Origin of the sequence: Haloactinospora alba (assembly GCF_006717075.1) — a bacterium.
In the GTDB taxonomy this organism is placed as follows: domain Bacteria; phylum Actinomycetota; class Actinomycetes; order Streptosporangiales; family Streptosporangiaceae; genus Haloactinospora; species Haloactinospora alba.
The window spans coordinates 371,766-389,271 of record NZ_VFQC01000003.1 but is presented as its reverse complement, the minus strand read 5'-3'; the positions used below and the strand labels follow the sequence as shown (position 1 = coordinate 389,271).

Annotated in this window: 14 protein-coding genes; 6 read left to right on the top strand and 8 right to left on the bottom strand. The window is 70.3% G+C overall.

The window, feature by feature from the left end; translation table 11 throughout:
* Positions 1-74 precede the first annotated feature (74 nt).
* A complete protein-coding gene (locus FHX37_RS22205) occupies positions 75-3,104 on the top strand; it encodes a BTAD domain-containing putative transcriptional regulator (protein ID WP_141926231.1) in 3,030 nt (1,009 codons plus the stop codon).
* Between the two features lie 201 nt (positions 3,105-3,305).
* Here the strand turns inward: FHX37_RS22205 and FHX37_RS22200 are convergent, their stop codons facing one another.
* The 3 genes from FHX37_RS22200 to FHX37_RS22190 form a co-directional block, all read right to left on the bottom strand.
* Complete coding sequence (locus tag FHX37_RS22200; protein ID WP_141926230.1) at positions 3,306-3,833, bottom strand: DUF6879 family protein; 528 nt, start codon at positions 3,831-3,833, stop codon at positions 3,306-3,308.
* A 381-nt stretch (positions 3,834-4,214) separates the two neighbouring features.
* Positions 4,215-4,403, bottom strand: a complete 189-nt coding sequence (locus FHX37_RS22195) for a DUF397 domain-containing protein (protein WP_141926229.1) — start codon at positions 4,401-4,403, stop codon at positions 4,215-4,217.
* Positions 4,400-5,206 (bottom strand): helix-turn-helix domain-containing protein, encoded by an 807-nt coding sequence (locus FHX37_RS22190; protein ID WP_141926228.1) that lies wholly within the window; start codon positions 5,204-5,206, stop codon positions 4,400-4,402. The genes FHX37_RS22195 and FHX37_RS22190 overlap by 4 nt, the downstream gene beginning before the upstream one ends.
* A 190-nt stretch (positions 5,207-5,396) precedes the next feature.
* On the opposite strand from FHX37_RS22190, the gene FHX37_RS22185 reads away from it, so the two are divergent.
* From FHX37_RS22185 to FHX37_RS22175, 3 genes are read left to right on the top strand one after another with little or no spacing between them, the layout of a single operon-like run.
* A complete protein-coding gene (locus FHX37_RS22185) occupies positions 5,397-5,900 on the top strand; it encodes a hypothetical protein (RefSeq protein ID WP_141926227.1) in 504 nt (167 codons plus the stop codon).
* Positions 5,897-6,112 (top strand): MerR family transcriptional regulator, encoded by a 216-nt coding sequence (locus FHX37_RS22180; protein WP_246062498.1) that lies wholly within the window; start codon positions 5,897-5,899, stop codon positions 6,110-6,112. Before FHX37_RS22185 ends, FHX37_RS22180 begins: the two co-directional genes overlap by 4 nt.
* On the top strand, positions 6,109-6,312 hold the full coding sequence (locus tag FHX37_RS22175) for a hypothetical protein (protein ID WP_141926225.1): 204 nt from the start codon (positions 6,109-6,111) through the stop codon (positions 6,310-6,312). Before FHX37_RS22180 ends, FHX37_RS22175 begins: the two co-directional genes overlap by 4 nt.
* Positions 6,313-6,913: 601 nt before the next feature.
* On the opposite strand, the gene FHX37_RS22170 is transcribed toward FHX37_RS22175, so the two are convergent.
* Entirely contained in the window at positions 6,914-7,579 is a 666-nt protein-coding gene (locus FHX37_RS22170) for a response regulator transcription factor (protein WP_141926224.1), read from the bottom strand.
* The gene (locus tag FHX37_RS23945) at positions 7,567-8,823 is read right to left on the bottom strand and encodes a sensor histidine kinase (RefSeq protein ID WP_281288338.1); all 1,257 of its coding nucleotides are present in this window, start codon (positions 8,821-8,823) and stop codon (positions 7,567-7,569) included. The genes FHX37_RS22170 and FHX37_RS23945 overlap by 13 nt, the downstream gene beginning before the upstream one ends.
* A gap of 228 nt (positions 8,824-9,051) precedes the next feature.
* Between FHX37_RS23945 and FHX37_RS22160 the strand changes: the two genes are divergently transcribed.
* Together FHX37_RS22160 and FHX37_RS22155 are read left to right on the top strand one after the other, a co-directional pair.
* Positions 9,052-9,762: an ABC transporter ATP-binding protein gene (locus FHX37_RS22160; protein WP_141926223.1), complete on the top strand. Its 711-nt coding sequence runs from the start codon at positions 9,052-9,054 to the stop codon at positions 9,760-9,762.
* A 2-nt stretch (positions 9,763-9,764) separates the two neighbouring features.
* Positions 9,765-12,314 (top strand): FtsX-like permease family protein, encoded by a 2,550-nt coding sequence (locus FHX37_RS22155; RefSeq protein WP_141926222.1) that lies wholly within the window; start codon positions 9,765-9,767, stop codon positions 12,312-12,314.
* 57 nt (positions 12,315-12,371) lie between these two features.
* On the opposite strand, the gene FHX37_RS22150 is transcribed toward FHX37_RS22155, so the two are convergent.
* The 3 genes from FHX37_RS22150 to FHX37_RS22140 are packed head-to-tail and all read right to left on the bottom strand — an operon-like array spanning position 12,372 to position 17,366.
* A complete protein-coding gene (locus FHX37_RS22150) occupies positions 12,372-13,178 on the bottom strand; it encodes a thiopeptide-type bacteriocin biosynthesis protein (RefSeq protein ID WP_141926221.1) in 807 nt (268 codons plus the stop codon).
* 26 nt (positions 13,179-13,204) lie between these two features.
* Positions 13,205-14,386 carry a lanthionine synthetase C family protein gene (locus FHX37_RS22145; RefSeq protein ID WP_141926220.1) on the bottom strand — a complete coding sequence of 394 codons (1,182 nt, stop codon included), beginning with the start codon at positions 14,384-14,386 and terminating at the stop codon, positions 13,205-13,207.
* A complete protein-coding gene (locus FHX37_RS22140; protein ID WP_211352001.1) occupies positions 14,376-17,366 on the bottom strand; it encodes a lantibiotic dehydratase in 2,991 nt (996 codons plus the stop codon). Before FHX37_RS22140 ends, FHX37_RS22145 begins: the two co-directional genes overlap by 11 nt.
* Positions 17,367-17,506: the final 140 nt, after the last annotated feature.

Genomic DNA, 17,506 nt, shown 5'->3' with positions numbered 1-17,506 from the left:
CCTCCCCCCGGCGTGACCGGGGCAACGTTGTTCCCCCTCCGGTGGTCTGGCACATTACGAGAGTGCGTGTCACGATGTTGGGCCCATTCACGGTGCGGGACTCGGACGGCAGGACGATCCCGGTGGAGGGCCACCGCGTCGTCGCTCTCCTGGCCCGGCTCGCGCTCTCCCCCGGTGAGACCGTTCCCGCGCGCACCCTGGTGGAGGACCTGTGGGACGGCGACCCACCCGCCGGCGGGAAGAACACGCTGCAGCGCCTCGTGTCCCGCACCCGCGGCTACCTGCGCGAGCACGGCTCCGAGGCGCTCCTGTCCGGCTGGGACGGTTACATCCTGGACGTGGCCCCGCACGATGTAGACGCGTGGGAGTTCGAACACCTCGCCGCGGAGGGTTCGCGGCTGCTCAACGACCAGGCGCCGGGGGAGGCGGTGCTGCGGCTGCGTTCCGCACTGGACATGTGGGGCGAGCCGCTGGCCGACGTCGACACCGCCTTCGCCCGCACCGCGGCGCACCGGCTGCGGGAGACCCACCGCAGGGCGGTGGAGGACCGCATCGACGCGGAGTCGCGGCTGGACGACCCGGCACGGTTCCTGCCGCAGCTGCGCGCGCTGTGCGCCGAACACCCCCACGACGAGCGCGCCCACGGGCTGCTGATGCGGCTGCTGCGCGAGAACGGCCAGGACAGCGAGGCCCTCACCGTCTACGAGAACCTCCGGCGTGCGCTGGCCGCGGACCTGGGGGCCGACCCGGCGCCGTGGGTACGCGACCTGCACACCGAACTGCTGCGCGGCCACGCCCCCACCCCGGCGCCGCGCGGCAACACCGCGCCGGGGCCGTACCTCACCCGGTTCCTGGGCCGGGACGGGGAGCTCGCCGAGGTGGGGCGGCTGTTCCGTGACACGCGGCTGGTGACCCTGTTCGGTCCGGGCGGTGTGGGCAAGACGCGGCTCGCCGCGGAGTTCGCCGGTGGGAGCGGCGCCCGGTTCGTGGACCTCTCTCCGCTGCGCACCGGCCACAGCATCACCGACGCGGTCGCCAGTGCCGCCGGCGTGGAGAGCGCCCCCGTGCTGGGGCGGGCGCTGCCGGACCAGGACCGGTTCGCCCGGATCGCCTCGGCCCTGTCCGGGACGCTGCTGGTGCTGGACAACTGCGAGCACCTCATCGACGACGCGGCGGACTTCGCGCTGCGGCTGCTGGCGGAGTGCCCGGACGTGCGGGTGCTGGCCACCAGTCGGGAGCCGCTGGCGGTGGCCGGGGAGGCCACCCTGGCGTTGGACACCCTGGACCCGGAGAGTCCCGCCGCCGTGGAGCTGTTCCGGGAGCACGCTGCCCTCGCCCGTCCGGGGTTCTCGGTCACCGACGACAACGAGGCCGCGGTGCGTGAGGTGTGCCGCCGGCTGGACGGGTTGCCGCTGGCACTCGAACTGGCGGCGGCGCGGGTGCGCACCATGACGGTTCCCCAGGTGGCGCAGCGCCTGGACGAGCGGTTCCAGCTCCTGTCCGGGGTGCGCCGGTCCACGCTCGCCCGGCACCAGACGCTGCGGGCGGTCCTGGACTGGAGCTGGGACCTGCTGACCGGTCCGGAGTCCGCCCTGGCGCGGCGGCTGTCCGTGCTGCCGGGCGGTGCCACGGCGCACACGGCGGCCGCGGTGTGCGCCGGCGAGGGGGTTCCCGAGTCCGAGGTTCCGTACCTGCTGGCGTCCCTGGCGGACAAGTCGCTCGTCCACACGGTGGTGCCGGAGAGCGGGGAGGCCCGGTACCGGCTGTTGGAGACGCCGCGGGTGTACCTGAGGGAGCGGCTGCGGGAGGCCGGTGAGGAGGAGGTGCTGCGGGAGCGGCGCGCCGCCCACTTCGTGGGGCTGAGCGAGCGCACCGCCTCGGACCTGCTGGGGCCGGACCAGTGCCGCGCGCTCGAGGTGTTCGACCGGGAGTACGACAACGCCCTCGCGGTGGTGCGGGGCGGCGCCCCCGAGCCGGCCGCGCGGGTGGTGATGGCGTTGAGCTGGTACTGGATCATCCGGGGCCGGTACGAGGAGGCGGAGTACTGGACCCGTGGGGTTCCGGCGGACGACGACGGCGAGCGGGCGGCGGCGCTGGCCGCGCTGCGGACGATACTGCCGGTGGACTCCGAGGACGGGCGGGAGCCCTCCGCGATGGAGGTCGGCCAGCGGGCGCGGCGCGTGCGGGCGCTGGACAGTTACCCGCCGCTGGCGGTGCTGGAGTCCAAGTGCTGGCTGGCGGCGGGCGAGCACGAGCAGGTTCGGGCGAGTGCAGAGCGGGCGCGGCGGAGCACCCACCCGTGGGTGCGGGCCGCCGGGTTGGCGTCGCTGGCGCTGGTGGCCGAGGCCACCGGGGACAGCGGGACGGCGGAGCGTTGCACGGCCGGTGCGGTGCGGGAGTTCCGGGCGATCGGTGACCCGTGGATGACGGCGCAGCTCGTCGCGGCTCTGTCCAAGTACCAGTCGCTGCGGGGCGACGTGGACGCGGCGGTTCGGGACCTGCGGGACGCGTTGGAGCTGCTGCGCCCGGTGGGATCGGCGGACAGCCGCAACCTGGTGCTGGTCCAGCTGGGCGGGGAGCTGCTGCGTTCCGGGCGGCTCTCCGAGGCGGAGCGTACGTTCACCGAGATGCTGACCGGGGAGCGCACCCCCGTGGTGGAGCACCGTGTCCTGTGCGCGCTGGGACTGAGCGAGCTCGAGCTGGCGCGGGACCGTCCCGAACGGGCGCGGGAGCGGTTGGCGGAGGCCCGGTCCCTGTTCGGGCAGGCGCGGTTCGACACCGGCTACCTGCGGGTGGAGGTGCTGCGGCAGTCGGGGGCGGTGCTGCTGGCCTCGGGCCGCGTCGCGGAGGCCGAAGCCACCGCGGGTGAGGCAGCGGCGGCGGCGGAGGCCATCGGGGAGTCCCCGTCACGCGCGCTGGTGGCGGAACTGGTGGCCGAGGTCCACCACCGGAAAGGCGAATCGGCCTCGGCGGCGCGGGCGCTCGGGGACGCGACCCGCACGCGGGGCCGGCGCGACGACGGCAGCCCGCGGGTGCGGGAGCTGGCGGCGGCGCTGCGGGAGTCGCTGGGTCCGGAGGAGTTCCGGCGGCACTACCGCGCGTAGGGCTCGTTTGGCGGGCACTGTTCGTCCCGATGGGTGCTGGGCGGTGCCGTACTCAGCCCTGAGCCGTAGTCACGTTCGGCCGCCCGGCATGGAACCGGTTCCACCCTCGGTGCCCGGGAGCCCGCTTCCCGGATCGATCCGGGCGGGGCCGCGCGGCCCAACACTTCGCGTGCTTGCCGGGCTTGGCCGGTCAGGTGGTGGTCAGCGGGGCGTGTAGGCGTTGTGTGGAATGGCCAGCGCCCACACCTCGTCGCGGACACGAACGCACTCGGCGACGGTCGCGGGGTCGGTGATGATCTCGGAGCCCAGCACACGGCCATGCTCGTCGAAGTGACCGACAGCCAGGATCCGGTCGTCGAAGAGCCACCAGTCGTTGCCGCCGACCGGTGCGGCGAAGCCGGCGGGGAGCTGGTGGCGAGGTAGCCACCGGATGTCCTCGCCCGCTTCCTGGTTCTCCCGGGTGCCCTCATGCTCGAAGCGGATGTAGTCGGAGATCGGTTCGGTGACCACGCGCACCCGACGCACCCTGCGGCCACCGTCGGTCGCCGAGCGCATCAGATCCAACCAGGGCTGCAGCCATGCCTGATCGTCAGGGGTTCCGTTCAGCCAAGCGGTGAACGGACCGTTTTCTCCGGACACATGGTAAGAGTCGCGTAGTTCGAGGTGGAACGCGTCGCTCTCGAAGGTCTCGAACAGATTGTTACGCTGCTCGCTGCTGATCAGGTCCAATCGGGTGCTCCCATCGGGCGGCGAGGGGTGGCCCCGGGGTTCCCCACGCACTCCTCGGGGTGTCGGGATGCGCGTCCGGGCGCGCCTGGGCGTCAATGGCGGACGAGGGGTGAGCCAAGTCCTGTCAGTAGCAGGATGCCTGTATCAGTATCGGCTCCATTTAGCTGGTCACATTAGCCGCTTGGGAGCTGTGTGTGGGGGCGGGTGTCGGTCCGATTGCACCGGTTCCAGCATCCGACCATAGGGCTTCCCTAGCAGTTGCTCCAGGAAGGAGAAGGCGCTGTGCCTGTGCAGGAGCAGTGGCCAAATGAAAACAGCCCCCGGATCACCGGAGGCTGAGGTTTTCTCTCCCTGTGGCCGAGGGGCGCCACGAGGTGAGTGTTACAGGTTATCGGCGCGCACCTCGTCGAGGAACACCTTCCACTCAGACGCAGAGAAGGACAGGTGGCCGTCCTGCCGGTTCTGGGTGTCGCGGACAGCGGTCACCGTCCCCTCAGCGACCTCGACGCAGTTGCCGGTGCTGCCGCCACTGTAGCTGGATTTGTGCCAGTCCTGGTGTTTCCTGGTCATTCGTAGTCCTTCCTGAGCTCCCTGATCATCCTGGTAGATTCCGTTGGCGATAGCGCCTCTGCCTGGAGCGCCCCGAACAAAGTCCGGCAGCGGCGGACACTGTCGGGTGTGTCGATGACCTCCTCGCCCACCAGATGTTCAGCCAGGGCGACAGGACTTCGCCCCACGAAGTCCAACAGACGTAACGGACCACTCATCCCCGGGTGCATCGGTCGCGGCTGGGGTATCACCTGGAGTTCGACGCTCCCGGAGTCCACAAGCCCCAACACTTGGTCAAGCTGCTCCCTCATCAGCTGTATGTCGCGCACCACACGTGTGAAGGCGTACTCGTCCACGACGAACCACAGCACCGCGTCCGCGCGCAGGGTATTCCAGCGAGCTAGCCGAGCTTCGACATCGCGTTCGATCGTATCGGCCGGGTCCCATCGTCGCCCGAGGCGCATAGCAGTGTGTGCGTAGTCCCTAGTCTGGAGCAGTCCCGGTATCAGCGTCATCTGGTATTCACGGAGCTCCACGGCCTCGCGTTCGAGCAGCCCGATGTCTCTCCACCATTCGGGAACGTCCACGCTGTCGTTAATGTCCAGCCAGAGCCGAACCAGTGCGCCCCCTGTAGATAGCGCGACATCCAGTAGTTCCGCGTGATCGCGCTTGGGAGCACGGGAACCGTTTTCGATCGCTGACAACATCGAAGCCGATATTCCGGCCTTGCCTTGAAGCATTGTCTGGGTCAGTCCGCTCGCAGCACGGCGACGTTTGGTCTCAGCTCCGAAGCGTTTCCAGGCAGGATTAACGTGAACAGCCATGCCACATAATTACACAGCAGCGCTACAGATTGCCACACCATGGACAGAAACTGATGAAAATGTGGAGGCTCTGGATACCCAAAAAGTGTGTAGGCATTGTGGACCCTAGTAGCTCAACCCATAAGAAAGCCTCCGCGAGAGCCCGAACTCTCCGGAGGCGTGGCCATCAACTGACCAGGAGTCGATGACAATGCTCCAGTTTATTCGCACCCTCGCGTCCCTGTGGACGCTGCTCACGGTGCTGGCTGTCGCCCTGTTCCCGCCCACGCGCTACCGGGGCCGCTATGAATGCCCCGTACCGCAAGCCGCACCACCGCCACCCGCGAGGCGAGGTACGGCACGCCGCTTCACCGTGCCGTCGCCACGGGGTGGGACCTACGACCAGACCGGGTTCTCCTGCCGGGACGCGAACAACGGCATGGTGCCCCCGGCCGCGTTTCTCGAGCCCGAGGTGCTTGATCCCGAGGAGCACAGTCCGGTGCGGCCCTACGTGACCCAGCACGAACGCCACCGGCGGGAACAGGAGAAAGGACGGCGCTGCCTGGCCTGTGGCGCGGCCGTCCCCGCTCCGGAGTCTTCCGCCCCGCCGGTGTATGGGGACGGGTTGGACGATGTGCGTGCGGAGTTGTCCCCGCTGGTGCGGCAATGGCTAGGCCAGCGCGAGCAGACAACCCCGGTGGGGGTGGTCCGGTGAGCATCCCCCAGAACTGGTCCTCTCCGCTGCTGCGTCCGGGGGACGTGGCCGAGGTGTTCGGTGTGACCACCTCCACCGTCAACACTTGGGTGCGTGAGGGGCGCCTGTCCCCGGCACTGGTCACCCCGGGCGGGCACCGCCGGTTCCTCCCGGACGATGTCCAGGCTCTGAGGGCCACCATCCACCAGGACCAGGGAGGTGGCCAGTCGTGAACCTCACTCCGCACGAGCGCCGGCAGCTGCGCGACCTACTGGAGCAGCTCGCCTGGGCCATGGAGGGCGGCGCCCTGTGGCCCAACCAGATCCACGACACCCTGCAGGAACTCCACACCTGCGTGGACACCTGGCTCGGCGACGAGAACACCGACACCGACGACACCGAGACCACGATCCCGCCCCAGTACGACCACTAACCCCCGCGCGGGTCCCGCACCCAGCTCCTCGCCGGGTGCGGGATCCGCCGCTGGCGTCGAGATCGAGGAAAACCACGCATTCACCGCACGCGATACGTGGCCGACTACGATGGCGGCGCGTGAGCCGTGCCGCCAGAACGGGAGCGGGCTGTCCTCTCGGTTCACACGGGGGGTGCGGTCTCAGTGGCACGACGGTACGGTCAGATCCTGACCGCATTCACCGGAACACCGACCCTGTGGAATTACAAAACAATAACGGAGCGCATTCTCGCAGGTGGCGAAGGGTGAGCCCCACGCACGTGGGGATGGACCCGGATGCCGGCCGATCGGGCATACACCTCGATCGTGAGCCCCACGCACGTGGGGATGGACCGTCCTGGTCGACCTCGATATCCTGCGGGATCGGATGAGCCCCACGCACGTGGGGATGGGTCGGCAGAGCCGTGGACCCTGCGCCCCTCAGCGATCGGCGTCGCACGACGGCGGAACGGCCAGCGGAAGCCGGGTGCGGCGCCGGGCGGGAGCGGACTTGCCGCGCACCCGCACCTCGCGGGTCCCGGCTCTACCCCAGCTCGTCCCGGCTCTCTCCCGGTCATACGCGCTACCGCGCGGAGTCCGGCACTCCCCCGCGGAGGTAGGTCAGTACCGCCTGGACGCGGCGGTGCCCGTTGCCGTCCTGGGACAGCCCGAGCTTGTGGAAGATCGCGCCGATGTACTTCCCGACGGCGGGTGTGGACAGGTCGAGCAGGGTGCGGATGCGCTCGTTGTCGTGGCCCTCGGCCATGAGACGCAGCACCTCGTGCTCCCGGGGTGTCAGGGAGGCCAGCGGGGCGTCCTGGGCGCGGCCGTGCAGCAGTTGGGCGACCACGTCCGGGTCGAGGGCCAGCCCGCCCTCGGCGACGCGGGTGAGGGCGTCGGTGAACTGGGCGACGTCGCCCACCCGGTCCTTGAGGAGGTAGCCCACGCCGCGCCCCCCGCCGCCGAGGAGTTCGTCGGCGTAGCGGTGTTCGACGTAGGCGGACAGCACCAGCACCGGGAAGTCGGGCACGCGCCTGCGGATCTCGGCTGCGGCGCGCAGCCCCTCGTCCTGGAACCCCGGGGGGAGGCGGACGTCCACGACGGCGGCGTCGGGGGCGTGTTCCGTGAACAGTTCGAGGAGGGTGGTGGCGTTGTCGGCCACCCCGGCCACCTCGACCCCTTCCATCTCCAGCAGCAGCACGAGCCCCTGCCGGAGCAGCACGTCGTCTTCCGCGATCAGAACTCGCACGGCAACCTCGCCTTGATGGTGCTGGGCCCGCCGGGCGGGCTGGTGATGTCGGTGGTTCCCTCGAACGCGGCCACGCGCCGGCGGATGCCGGCGATGCCGCTGCCGCCGTTCTCGTCCATACCGCCGCGGCCGTCGTCGGTGACGGTGACGACGAGGTGGGAGCCCTCGGTGGTGAGGGCGACCCGGGTATGGGTGGCGCCGGAGTGTTTGGCGGCGTTGGACAGGGCCTCGGCGGCGACGAAGTAGGCGGCGGTCTCCACGGCGGCGGGCGCGCGGGCCGGTTCGCCCACGTCGACCTCGCACGGCAGGGAGCTGCGGGAGGCGAGGGCGGTGACGGCGCTGGCCAGGCCGCGTTCGGCGAGCAGCGGCGGGTAGATGCCGCGGACGACGTCGCGGAGGTCGGCCAGCGCGTCGTCGGAGGCCTCCTTGGCCAGGGCGAGGATACCGCGTGCGCGTTCGGGGTCTTCCTCCAGCAGCCGGTCGAGGATGCCCAGGTGCATGCGCACCGCGACGAGGCGGTTCTGGGTGCCGTCGTGCAGGTCGCGTTCGATCCGGCGCAGCTCGGCGCCGTGGGCTTCCAGGGCCTCGTTGCGGGAGGCGGTCACCTCGGCGATGCGGGCGGTGAGCCGGTCCCTGCTCGCGGTGGTGAGCACGCGGTGCGCCAGGCGGGCGTGCCACCGCGCCAACCGGGGCGCCGCCAGGTGGAACAAGGTGAGGTAGGCGGCGCCGACGAGGGGTGTGGCGAGCGCGGCGGGCCAGGACGACACGGGATACATCCCGGGGTTGACCGCGATACCGGAGGGCAGGGCCCACCACCACAGGGGGCAGGTCAGGGAGACGGCGGCGCCGAACAGCAGGACGAACGCCACCCCGCCGGTGGCCAGCCCCGCCGCGGCGTTGACGCACATCCACCGGAACGCGCTCCAGAAGTCGGACGGCCCGGTCGTGGAAGGGGTGTCGGGAGAGTGCGCGTCGAGATAGTGGGAGGCGGCGCGGAAATCACTGTCCACGACCGGTTTCGCGAGTTTCCGGACGAGCCGTAACAACGGGCCGCCGACGATGAGAACGGCCGTGGCCTGCGCGAGGAGAAGCCCGGAAAGAACGAACCAACAGGTGAGGGCGCTGATTCCCGCGCGCATTCCGTAGCGGGCAGTCGCCGCGGTGCTGGACAGCAGGCCCGCGTTCGGCGCGTCGGCGGCCACACCCCCCGGCATGGCGGGGGTTTCGGACATGCGGCGCAGCACGGGGCCCACTCCTCACCCGGTTACGGTTCGCGTTACGGCCGGTGTTTCGCCATACCCGGTTGTTTTCTTTTCCAACCGGATTTCGTGGTTCGCATTCGCGCTTCTGATAGCATTCCGGCAACCCGAGCAGAGGAGTTTTCCGTGCCGACGAGGGAACGAACGGGAAAGCCGACACGTTCGAAAGGCGACAGCGACGGGAATTCACACGGTGATAATCCCGCACTGCTGATGCGGGAAGTGTACCGGAAATACAGTTCCGGGGCGGACGAGACGACCGCCCTTGCGGATATTTCCGTAACGCTTGCGCGCGGAAGCTTCACTGCCGTAATGGGCCCGTCGGGCTCCGGGAAGAGCACGTTCCTGCACTGCGCCGCCGGGTTGGACCGGCCCACGAGCGGCAACGTGCGGCTGGGTGACACGGACCTGGACCGGTTGTCGCAGAACCGGCTCACCCGGCTGCGGCGGGAACGGGTCGGGTTCGTCTTCCAGGAGTACAACCTGCTGTCGGCGCTGACCGTGCAGGACAACATCACGATGCCGCTGCGGCTGAGCGGCCGCCCTGTCGACCGGGAGTGGGCGGAGCTCGTCACCCGCCGGGTGGGGATCGACCAGTGGCTGCGGCGCCGGCCGACGCAGCTGTCCGGCGGGCAGCAGCAGCGCGTCGCGATCGCGCGGGCGCTCATCGCCCGCCCGGACGCGGTGTTCGCCGACGAACCCACCGGCGCCCTGGACTCGCACACCGGCGGACAGGTGCTGGCGCTGCTGCGGGAGGTCGTCACCGACCTGGGGCAGACGGTCCTCATGGTCACCCACGACAGCGCCGCGGCGGCACACGCGGACGAGGTGCTGTTCCTCACCGACGGGAAGCTCGCCGACCGTCTCGCCGCGCCCACCGCCGAGGCGGTCGCCGAACGGATGAGCCGTCTGGGGCGGGCGTGAACATGCTCCGGGTGGCTGCGAAGACCCTGCGCGCGCGCAAGGCGCCCTTCGTGGGGGCGTTCGTCGCGCTGCTGTGCGGGACCGCACTGGTGGCGGCCTCCGGCATCCTCGTCGAGTCGGGGTTGCGCTCCTCGGTGGAGCCGCAGCGGTACGCGGCCGCCTCCGCCGTGGTCGGCGGCGACCAGACCATGCGCCCCGAGGGCGGGGACGTCATGACCACGACGCGCCTGCCGGAACCGGTGCTGCTCCCGGAGGGGATGGTCGGCGACCTCGCCGAGGAGCCCGCGGTGGAGCTGGCCGTCGGCGACCACACCACCGAGGTGGCCGTGCAGGGCCCCGACGGCGGCGCCAAGCCGGTGGAGGCCACCGGCCACGGGTGGGACACCGCCCCGCTGGGTCCCTACACCCTCCGGGACGGCGACGCGCCCGCCTCGGACTCCGAGGTGGTGCTGGACGCCGACCTCGCCGGGAAACTGGACGCCTCCCCCGGCGACACCCTCACCCTCACCAGCACGGCCACCCCCGCCGAGTACGAGGTCAGCGGCATCGCCTCCCACGAGGACCGCTCCTCCCCCCGCCGGAACGCCGTGTTTCTCACCCCCGCACAGGCGGGGCGGTTGTCCGGCGCCCCGGACCGGGTCACCGCCATCGGTGTGGTGGCCGCGGAGGGCACCGGCCCGGACGAACTCACCGCGGCGCTGGAGTCAGCGGCGGGGGACCGGGACGTGACGGTCCACACCGGCCGGGACATGAGCCGGCTGGAGTTCTCCGACGTCGGACAGTCCCGGGGGCTGCTGCTCCTCGTCGCGTCCTCGTTCGGCGGCCTGGCGGTGCTGATCGCGCTGTTCATCGTCTCCGCCACCCTGTCCCTGTCCGTGCACCAGCGCCGCCGGGAGTTCGCGGTGCTGCGCGCCATCGGCGCCACCCCGGGCCAGATCCTGCGGATCGTCGGCGCGGAGGCGCTGCTGGTGGCGGCCGCGGCCGCAGTCGTGGGCTGTGTCCCCGGTGTGCTGGTGGCCCAGGGGCTGCGGGCGTTCTTCGCCCGCATCGGGGCCATCCCCGCGGACCTGCACCTGTCGGTGGGGCCGCTGCCGCTGCTCGCCGCGGTCGCGGTGACGGTGCTGACCGCGCTGGTGGGCGGGGTCACCGCCGCCGTGCGGCCGGCCCGGGCCGACCCGGTGGGGGCGCTGCGGCAGTCCGCGGCCGAGTCCGGCGAACCGGCGGCGTGGCGGCGCACCGCCGGACTGGTGTGCCTGGCTCTGGGGGGGAGCGCGTCCCTGACCCCGCTCGCGCTGCGCACCGAGCTGGGCGCGGCCGGGACCGGCAGCGCGGTGCTGCTGCTGGTGGTGGCGGTGGCGCTGCTGGGGCCGGTGCTGCTGCGGCCGCTCGTGGGCGCGGTCACCGCCCCGCTGCGCCGCATCCGCGTGAGCGGGTTCCTCGCCGCCGAACACACCGAGTCGGACTACCGCCGCCTGGGGTCGGTGCTGACACCGCTGGTGCTGGCGATCGGGCTGACCCTGTCCATGTCCTACACCCAGTCCGTGCTCACCTCGGCCACCGACACCCAGGTGCGGGAGGGTCTCACCGCGGACGCGGTGCTCACCGACGCCGCCTCGGGCGGCATCGGCGCCAAGGCGGTGGCCGACATCGCCGAGACCCCCGGTGTGGGGGCGGTGTCGCCGGTGCGGGAGACGGAACTGTTCGTCACCCGCAGCCTGTTCGGCGATCCCGAGGTCGTCACCTACACCGCCAGCGGCGTCGCTCCACAGGCGCTGGACGACACCCTGGACCTGGGGGGCGTCGACGGCGACCTCTCCCGCATGGGTAAGGCGACCATGGCCATGGAGAACTCGAACGCGAACCTCCTCGGCGCCGAGGTGGGCGACGAGCTGGACGTGCGGCTCGGCGACGGCACCCCCGCCACGCTGCGGCTGGTGGCCACCTACGAGCGCGGGCTCGGGTTCGGCGACGTGGTGGTGCCGAACGGGGTGCTCGAGGGGCACGCGGCGCCGCCGTCCCGGCTGCTGCTGTCCTCCGCGGACGGCGCCGGCACCCAACAGCTGCACTCCGCCGCCGAGGAGGCGGCGCAGCGGCACCCGACACTGGAGGTCACCGACCGTTCGGGGTTCGTGGACCGGGCGCGGGCGCAGTCGCGGCTCGCCGCGTGGATCAACCTGGCGGGGTTGGCGGTGATCCTGGGCTACATCGCCGTGGCGGTGGTGAACACCCTGGTCATGGCCACCGCGGGCCGGTTCCGCGAGTTCGCGCTGCTGCGCCTCATCGGCACGACGCGCCACCAGCTCACCCGCTCCCTGTGGTGGGAGGTGCTCGTGCTGGTGCTGCTCGCGGTGATCCTGGGGACGGCGGCGGCCCTGGTGCCGTTGAGCGTGCTCAGCGTCGCCTTCCTGGGGACGCCCGTCCCGGCGGGACCGCCAGGGGTGTACGCGGGCGTCGTCGGCGGCACGGCGCTGCTCACCGCCCTGGCGGTCATGGTGCCGGTGCGGCTGTCCCTGCGGTCCCGCCCCATAGACGCCCTCAGCATACGGGAGTAGGGCCGCGCCCGCCTTCGGGCGCGGCCTGATGCGCTCCTCGGTGCCCCACCAATCCCGTTAGGTGTCGAAAACCGCGGTTGCGGCCGCGTGGGCGAGAACGCTCTGTGTCGTCGCGGAGAGGCCGATGCGGTTGAAATGGAACAGGACATGGTGGGCCAGGACCGCGCGCAGTCCACGGGTGAGCGTGCCGGTGCGGGCGTGTTCTCCCAGGTCTCGTCCCGCCTCGGAGAATGCCTCTGCCCAGGGGATGAGCCATTCCAGAGGCGCTCCTTCGCGCAAGAGCGGACTTTTCGGTCCCGTATCCACGAGAATGAGTCTCACCAGGTCGGATCCCAGGCGGTGGAGCTGTTCACGGGATACGCCGGAGGGCAAAGAGCGTTCCTCTGCCACGCGTGCCCAAACGTCACCATGCTCGTAGAAGTCTTGGCCCGCGCTGCGCATCAACAGGCTGCACAGCATGATGGAGAGTTCGCGGCGCTGTCCGGTTCCTCCGTGGGGGATCCGGGAGAGGTGTTCGAGAATGGTGCGGCTGTCGTGCCAGAACAGGGTGTGGGCGGTGTCCATGGCTGTTGGGCCGCCGAAAGCATACTCCTCGGGTTCGTAAATGCCTCGTGTCCACTCGGTGATGCGGCCCCGGGCTTTCCATTCCTCCAGTGCCTGGTCAAGGGGGTGCTGTGCGCATTGTGGTGCGGGCTGGTAGCGCACTCGCCATTGCGGGAACTTGCGGGTGAAGAACCAGCGGGTGATCGCATCCTCGGTTTCGAGGGTGGCTAGTGCGGAGCGGAGTTCCTGTGCGGCGAGGTCTTCGGCCTCCTGGCGGGTGTCGAACGTGATGAGGTACTGGCGCCAGTCGTCCGGAGGCATAACGTGGTGCCTTTCGTGGGGCACGTTCAGTTGACGAGGAGGCACGCGTCCCAGCCACTGGTGGCGGGCGTGTCAGCGTGGGCGGTGTGCAGAGCGAGAGCAGCACCTGCGGTGCCGGTGAGCAGCCCCAGATCGCGGGAGGATTCGGAGGGGCGGTCGAGCGGGGAGGTGTCCAGTTCCGGCAGGTGTGAAGCGATATCGGGGGTGAGGGCATCAGCGGCCGCGCGCCGGGTCGTGTGGCACAGTCCGGCCCAACCGTGGCACAGGCCGGCCTCGGTGATCTGGGCACGCTGGACAGGGTCGGTGAGACAGCCGAGCAGGGCACGCTCGGCTGTGAGCTGGCGCCGGGTGTCGCCCGTGGCGATGGCGGCGAGTTGCTGGGCTCGGGCCATGCCGGGTGTTCCGTAACACCACGAGGGGCGTTGCGGTTCCGGGTGGTGGGATCGGTGGCCGTACAGCTCCGCGCGAGTGACCCACTGGGGCCACCACACGGTGGTGCCGTTTTCTCGGCGCCACGTGTCCAACCAGAAGCAGATCCGTTGGATGGCCTCGGTGTGATCCTCGACGGTGACGCCGCGGCGCAGGGCGAGGGAGAGCAGTGCGAGGGGTCCGGAGATCCCGTGGGCCATGCCAAGGTTGCCGTGACCGCGGGGAAAGGCCGGTGATGGTTGCCCTGTGGGTCCCAGGTCGGTCCACCAGCCGGGCAGTTGGCCGCTGTCTCCCGGCAGTGGTGCGCTCAGGCGTACGAGGTAGGACAGTACCTCTGCGGTGATGCTGCTGTGGGGGTGGCGGCGCAGGTGGTAGGTGCCCAGCCCGGTGAGGCCGTGGATGAGGTCGAACTCGGAGGGTGCGGGGCGGGTGTTGTGGTCGATGCGGGCATGGGCGTTGTCCAATCGCCGCCGGGTGAGGGCGGTGATGCTGGTGTCCAACGTGGCGAGTGTGTGCTCGTAGCGGTGCGACGTTCCGGCTGCGGTGTGGAGGGCGAAGGCCAGTGCCGGGGCGCCGAAGTACAGGCACGCGTCGGTGTCAGCGGTGAGGGTGTCCTGGGAGGCGGCCGCGAGCCAGGCGTGGGCGGTGTTCCAGTCGCCGTGCTGGGTTCGGGCGCGTTCGATGTGCAGCAACGCGATTCCGCAGGCGCCTGAGGCCAGGGACTGGCCCGGGTGCGTGTGGGTGGTGGTACGGGCGCGCTGCTGGGGTTCACGGTGCATGATGGTTTCCCGGATGGCGGTTGGTCCAGCTCAGTGCTGCGGCGCGGGCGAGGTGTAGGCATGTTCGTTCGTCGTCGGGGGCGATGCCGCTCATCCGCACGTGGTGGAGGTGCAGCAGCGCGGGCAGCATCCTTTCCGGGCGGTGCTGCTGTTCGTCCAGGGCCGCGCGGTAGGTTGCCAGGGCTGTGCGGCGGTGGTGCCAGGCAGTCGTGATGGCCTCTGTACCGGGTAGCGCGTGGAGGGCGGAATGGTCGTCGTACACACCGGTGAGCTGGAGAGTCTGAGTCCGGATCGTTCGGTCCGGTGCTGGGGTGGAAGTGGTGTCGATGCGGTCGATCAGCCACCGCATGCCCGAGGAGGGGCTCTCGGCCAGGGCGGTGGCGAGGTCAACCATGCTTGCGGCGGTGAGAGCCTGCGCGGCGAGGGGCCTGTTCGGCGCGAGGTAGTGGAGTTGCGCGAGTGCGGCCGTGGAGTCGGCGATGAACACCTCCTCGGCGGCGTCCATCGCCGTGCCGGTGCCGAACCTTCCGGTCTCGGGATAGTAGGTGTCCATCTGCAGACGACCGGTGAGCCCGTGGTGACGTAGTTTCTCGACCCAGGCGCTGAGGCGTTGGGCGATGTCGGCGAACGTCTCCGGAGTGGTGCGTATCCGTAGCCGCAGGTGGGGGTGCGGGTCGCGGTAGCGCATGAACCACCACTCGGGCGGATGCTCCCAATCCGCCAGGAGTCGGGGAAGGTGGCGGGTCAGGATCGTGGCGTGCTGCTCGGGGGGAGCGTACAGCTTGGCGTACAACCACCCATCGGCACCGGGGAGATGGCCGTGGTCGCGGTTCACCGTGGGGGCAGGGTGATCGGCCGGGGTGGTTGGCTGGGGGGCGGGTCGTCGGGTGGTGGCCAACGGTACGACGATCTCGTGGGCGCGTCCGTGGCACCATCCGAACGCCTCGGCTGGCGGTGCCTCGCGGAGGAGGGTGTTTGTGTTGCGGTCGAGTTCCGAGCGCAGCAGGTGCTGGTGGGCGGGTTCCTCTAGGTTCAGGCGCAGCCGACGGTCGCCGTGGCCGAGGTTGACCTCGTCAGGGACACGGCGGTGTTGGCGCCAACGGGAGAACTCTTCTTGCCACTGCGGCCAGGGAGTGCGGCTGTCGGGCAGGTCGTTGGGAGTGAGGCGCCACTGGGCGGGTGCGAGGATCGTGCGCCCGTATCGCAGGCGGGGCACGAACGGTAGGTGGCTGGCGGTGCCCCAGGAGAAAAGGGTGCAGGAAGCGGCGCGGGCGTTGTTGATCTCGCAGAGGAACCGTGCGAGTGGGTGGGTGTGGGTGGTGTGCTCGACCGCGTTGAACATGAGGGGGTCCACGACCTGGCCGCGGGAGAGCGACATGAGGGCAAGCCGTTCGGTGTCAGCGGTGACGATGAGGTCCTCCAGCGGCACCGGTTCCGTGGTGGGGGTGGGAGGTTCGGCGAGTGGGACCGTGCGGGCGAGGACTTCCGGGGCGCGGGCCACGTTGTCGGTGCCGGGGTACAGCGGAGGGCAGCACACCTGAACCGGTGCCGCGTTCTCGACCGTGGTGGGGAGTTGGGTGTAGGCCGTGGTCATGCGCTGGCGATCGGCGGGAGCGAAAAGGTCCAAGAACCGTCCCGCCATCGTTCCGGCGGCGCGGGACGCGCCGGTGACGGCCAGGTCGAACGCGCCCTGCCATAGGGCTTGGGGTGCGGGGGCGTGCAGGCGGAATGACAGTTCGGTGTGCGGTGGTGCCGTGGGGGTGGTTCCGGCCAGCCGGGTAAGTGTTTCCTCGTCCAGGACGACCTCAAGGTTGCGTTCCATCGCGGCGTGTTGTGCCAGTGCCAACAGTTGGCGGTCCCGTTCGGACACGTGTTGCTGTTGCGGCGGGGGCAGGTGCGAGTCCCGGTAACCGGCGGGAAAGCCGAGCCCCGTGGCCGGGTTGAGGAGTTCCATCACAGGAACACGGGCACCGATGCCGTAGCGTTCCAGGAACCGGAGGTGGTAGTCGGCCCACTCGGGGGTTCCGTGCGGGTGCGGGCTCAGTCGGGTCAGTGTTTGTGCTGCGGTTTCGGCTTCACGCTGCACAGCGGGTGGCAACCGCAGAGTGCTGTCGACCCGGAGATCGGCTGCCACAGGTGGGTCTTTGGTGGCGAGGCGCGCCATGCGCGCGGTTACGGCGTTTCGTGTCTCACGTTGTCGTTCGGGTGGGCATGTGTGGTTATGCCGCGACAGTTCGGCCTGTATGCGGCGCAGTTCATGAACCAGTCTGGCCGTTTCCGTGGGTAACACTGTCGTGTCCACGGTTTCGATGACCCCGAGGAGGTGGTCCAGCGGGTCGGTGGCGCTCATCGGTGGGCGCAGGTCGGTGATCAGGAACCGTTGGGACAGCAGCTCGTCCACCATCCCTGTGACCACCGATACCGGCGTATCCGGGAACCGGACCCGCACTTTCTCCGTGAGGGTCCCTATCGCGATCGGAGAGCTGGCCTCGCTCAACACCGTCTGTACAGCTGTGGTGTTGCGGATGGAGACTTCCGCAGGGGTAGGACGATGCGGTTGGGATATCTGGCATCCCACCACGACGCGTGTGTCGCGGACGAACGCCAGGTTGCTGGCGACCACCAGCAGCTGGTCGCGCAATTGAGGGCAGTTCTCCAGCCGGGTCGCCACGTCCGCGAGCCATTCCGCATCCGCCCGCGCGACGGCCCGGTGGTTTTCGTCCCAGTGGGAAACGAGCCCATCACCGAGTTCCACCGGTGCCACGCCGGCGAACAGGCCGAACGGTGTGGCCCGGTTGTCCGCCCGCAGCACATACCGGGCGAGTGACTCCACCACGCGCCGCACCTGTTTGGGGCGCTGGCGGGATCCGGTGCACACCTCACGCACGCGCTGCGCCAGCACCGGGCTTGCCAACGTGACAGCCGCCGCGAACTCCGGTTGCCGCCAGAGACGGGTTACCCACTGGCGCCAGATCGCCACACGGCCGCTCGTATCACCACGCAGATCAGGCCACGCGGCAACGTTGCCGCAGTGGGCGCTTGCGCGGACCACAGCCGCATCGACACACGTATACAACCGCAACACTCCCGAGACGAGGGACAGCAGCCTGGTGGCGGCCG

What these genes read in the sequence shown, in the direction of transcription:
- FHX37_RS22205 (WP_141926231.1), top strand. Translation starts at nt 75, where the DNA reads ATGTTGGGCCCATTCACGGTGCGGGACTCGGACGGCAGGACGATCCCG.
- FHX37_RS22195 (WP_141926229.1), bottom strand. Translation starts at nt 4,403, where the DNA reads ATGACCAGGAAACACCAGGACTGGCACAAATCCAGCTACAGTGGCGGC.
- FHX37_RS22190 (WP_141926228.1), bottom strand. Translation starts at nt 5,206, where the DNA reads ATGGCTGTTCACGTTAATCCTGCCTGGAAACGCTTCGGAGCTGAGACC.
- FHX37_RS22185 (WP_141926227.1), top strand. Translation starts at nt 5,397, where the DNA reads ATGCTCCAGTTTATTCGCACCCTCGCGTCCCTGTGGACGCTGCTCACG.
- FHX37_RS22160 (WP_141926223.1), top strand. Translation starts at nt 9,052, where the DNA reads ATGCGGGAAGTGTACCGGAAATACAGTTCCGGGGCGGACGAGACGACC.
- FHX37_RS22155 (WP_141926222.1), top strand. Translation starts at nt 9,765, where the DNA reads ATGCTCCGGGTGGCTGCGAAGACCCTGCGCGCGCGCAAGGCGCCCTTC.
- FHX37_RS22150 (WP_141926221.1), bottom strand. Translation starts at nt 13,178, where the DNA reads ATGCCTCCGGACGACTGGCGCCAGTACCTCATCACGTTCGACACCCGC.
- FHX37_RS22145 (WP_141926220.1), bottom strand. Translation starts at nt 14,386, where the DNA reads ATGCACCGTGAACCCCAGCAGCGCGCCCGTACCACCACCCACACGCAC.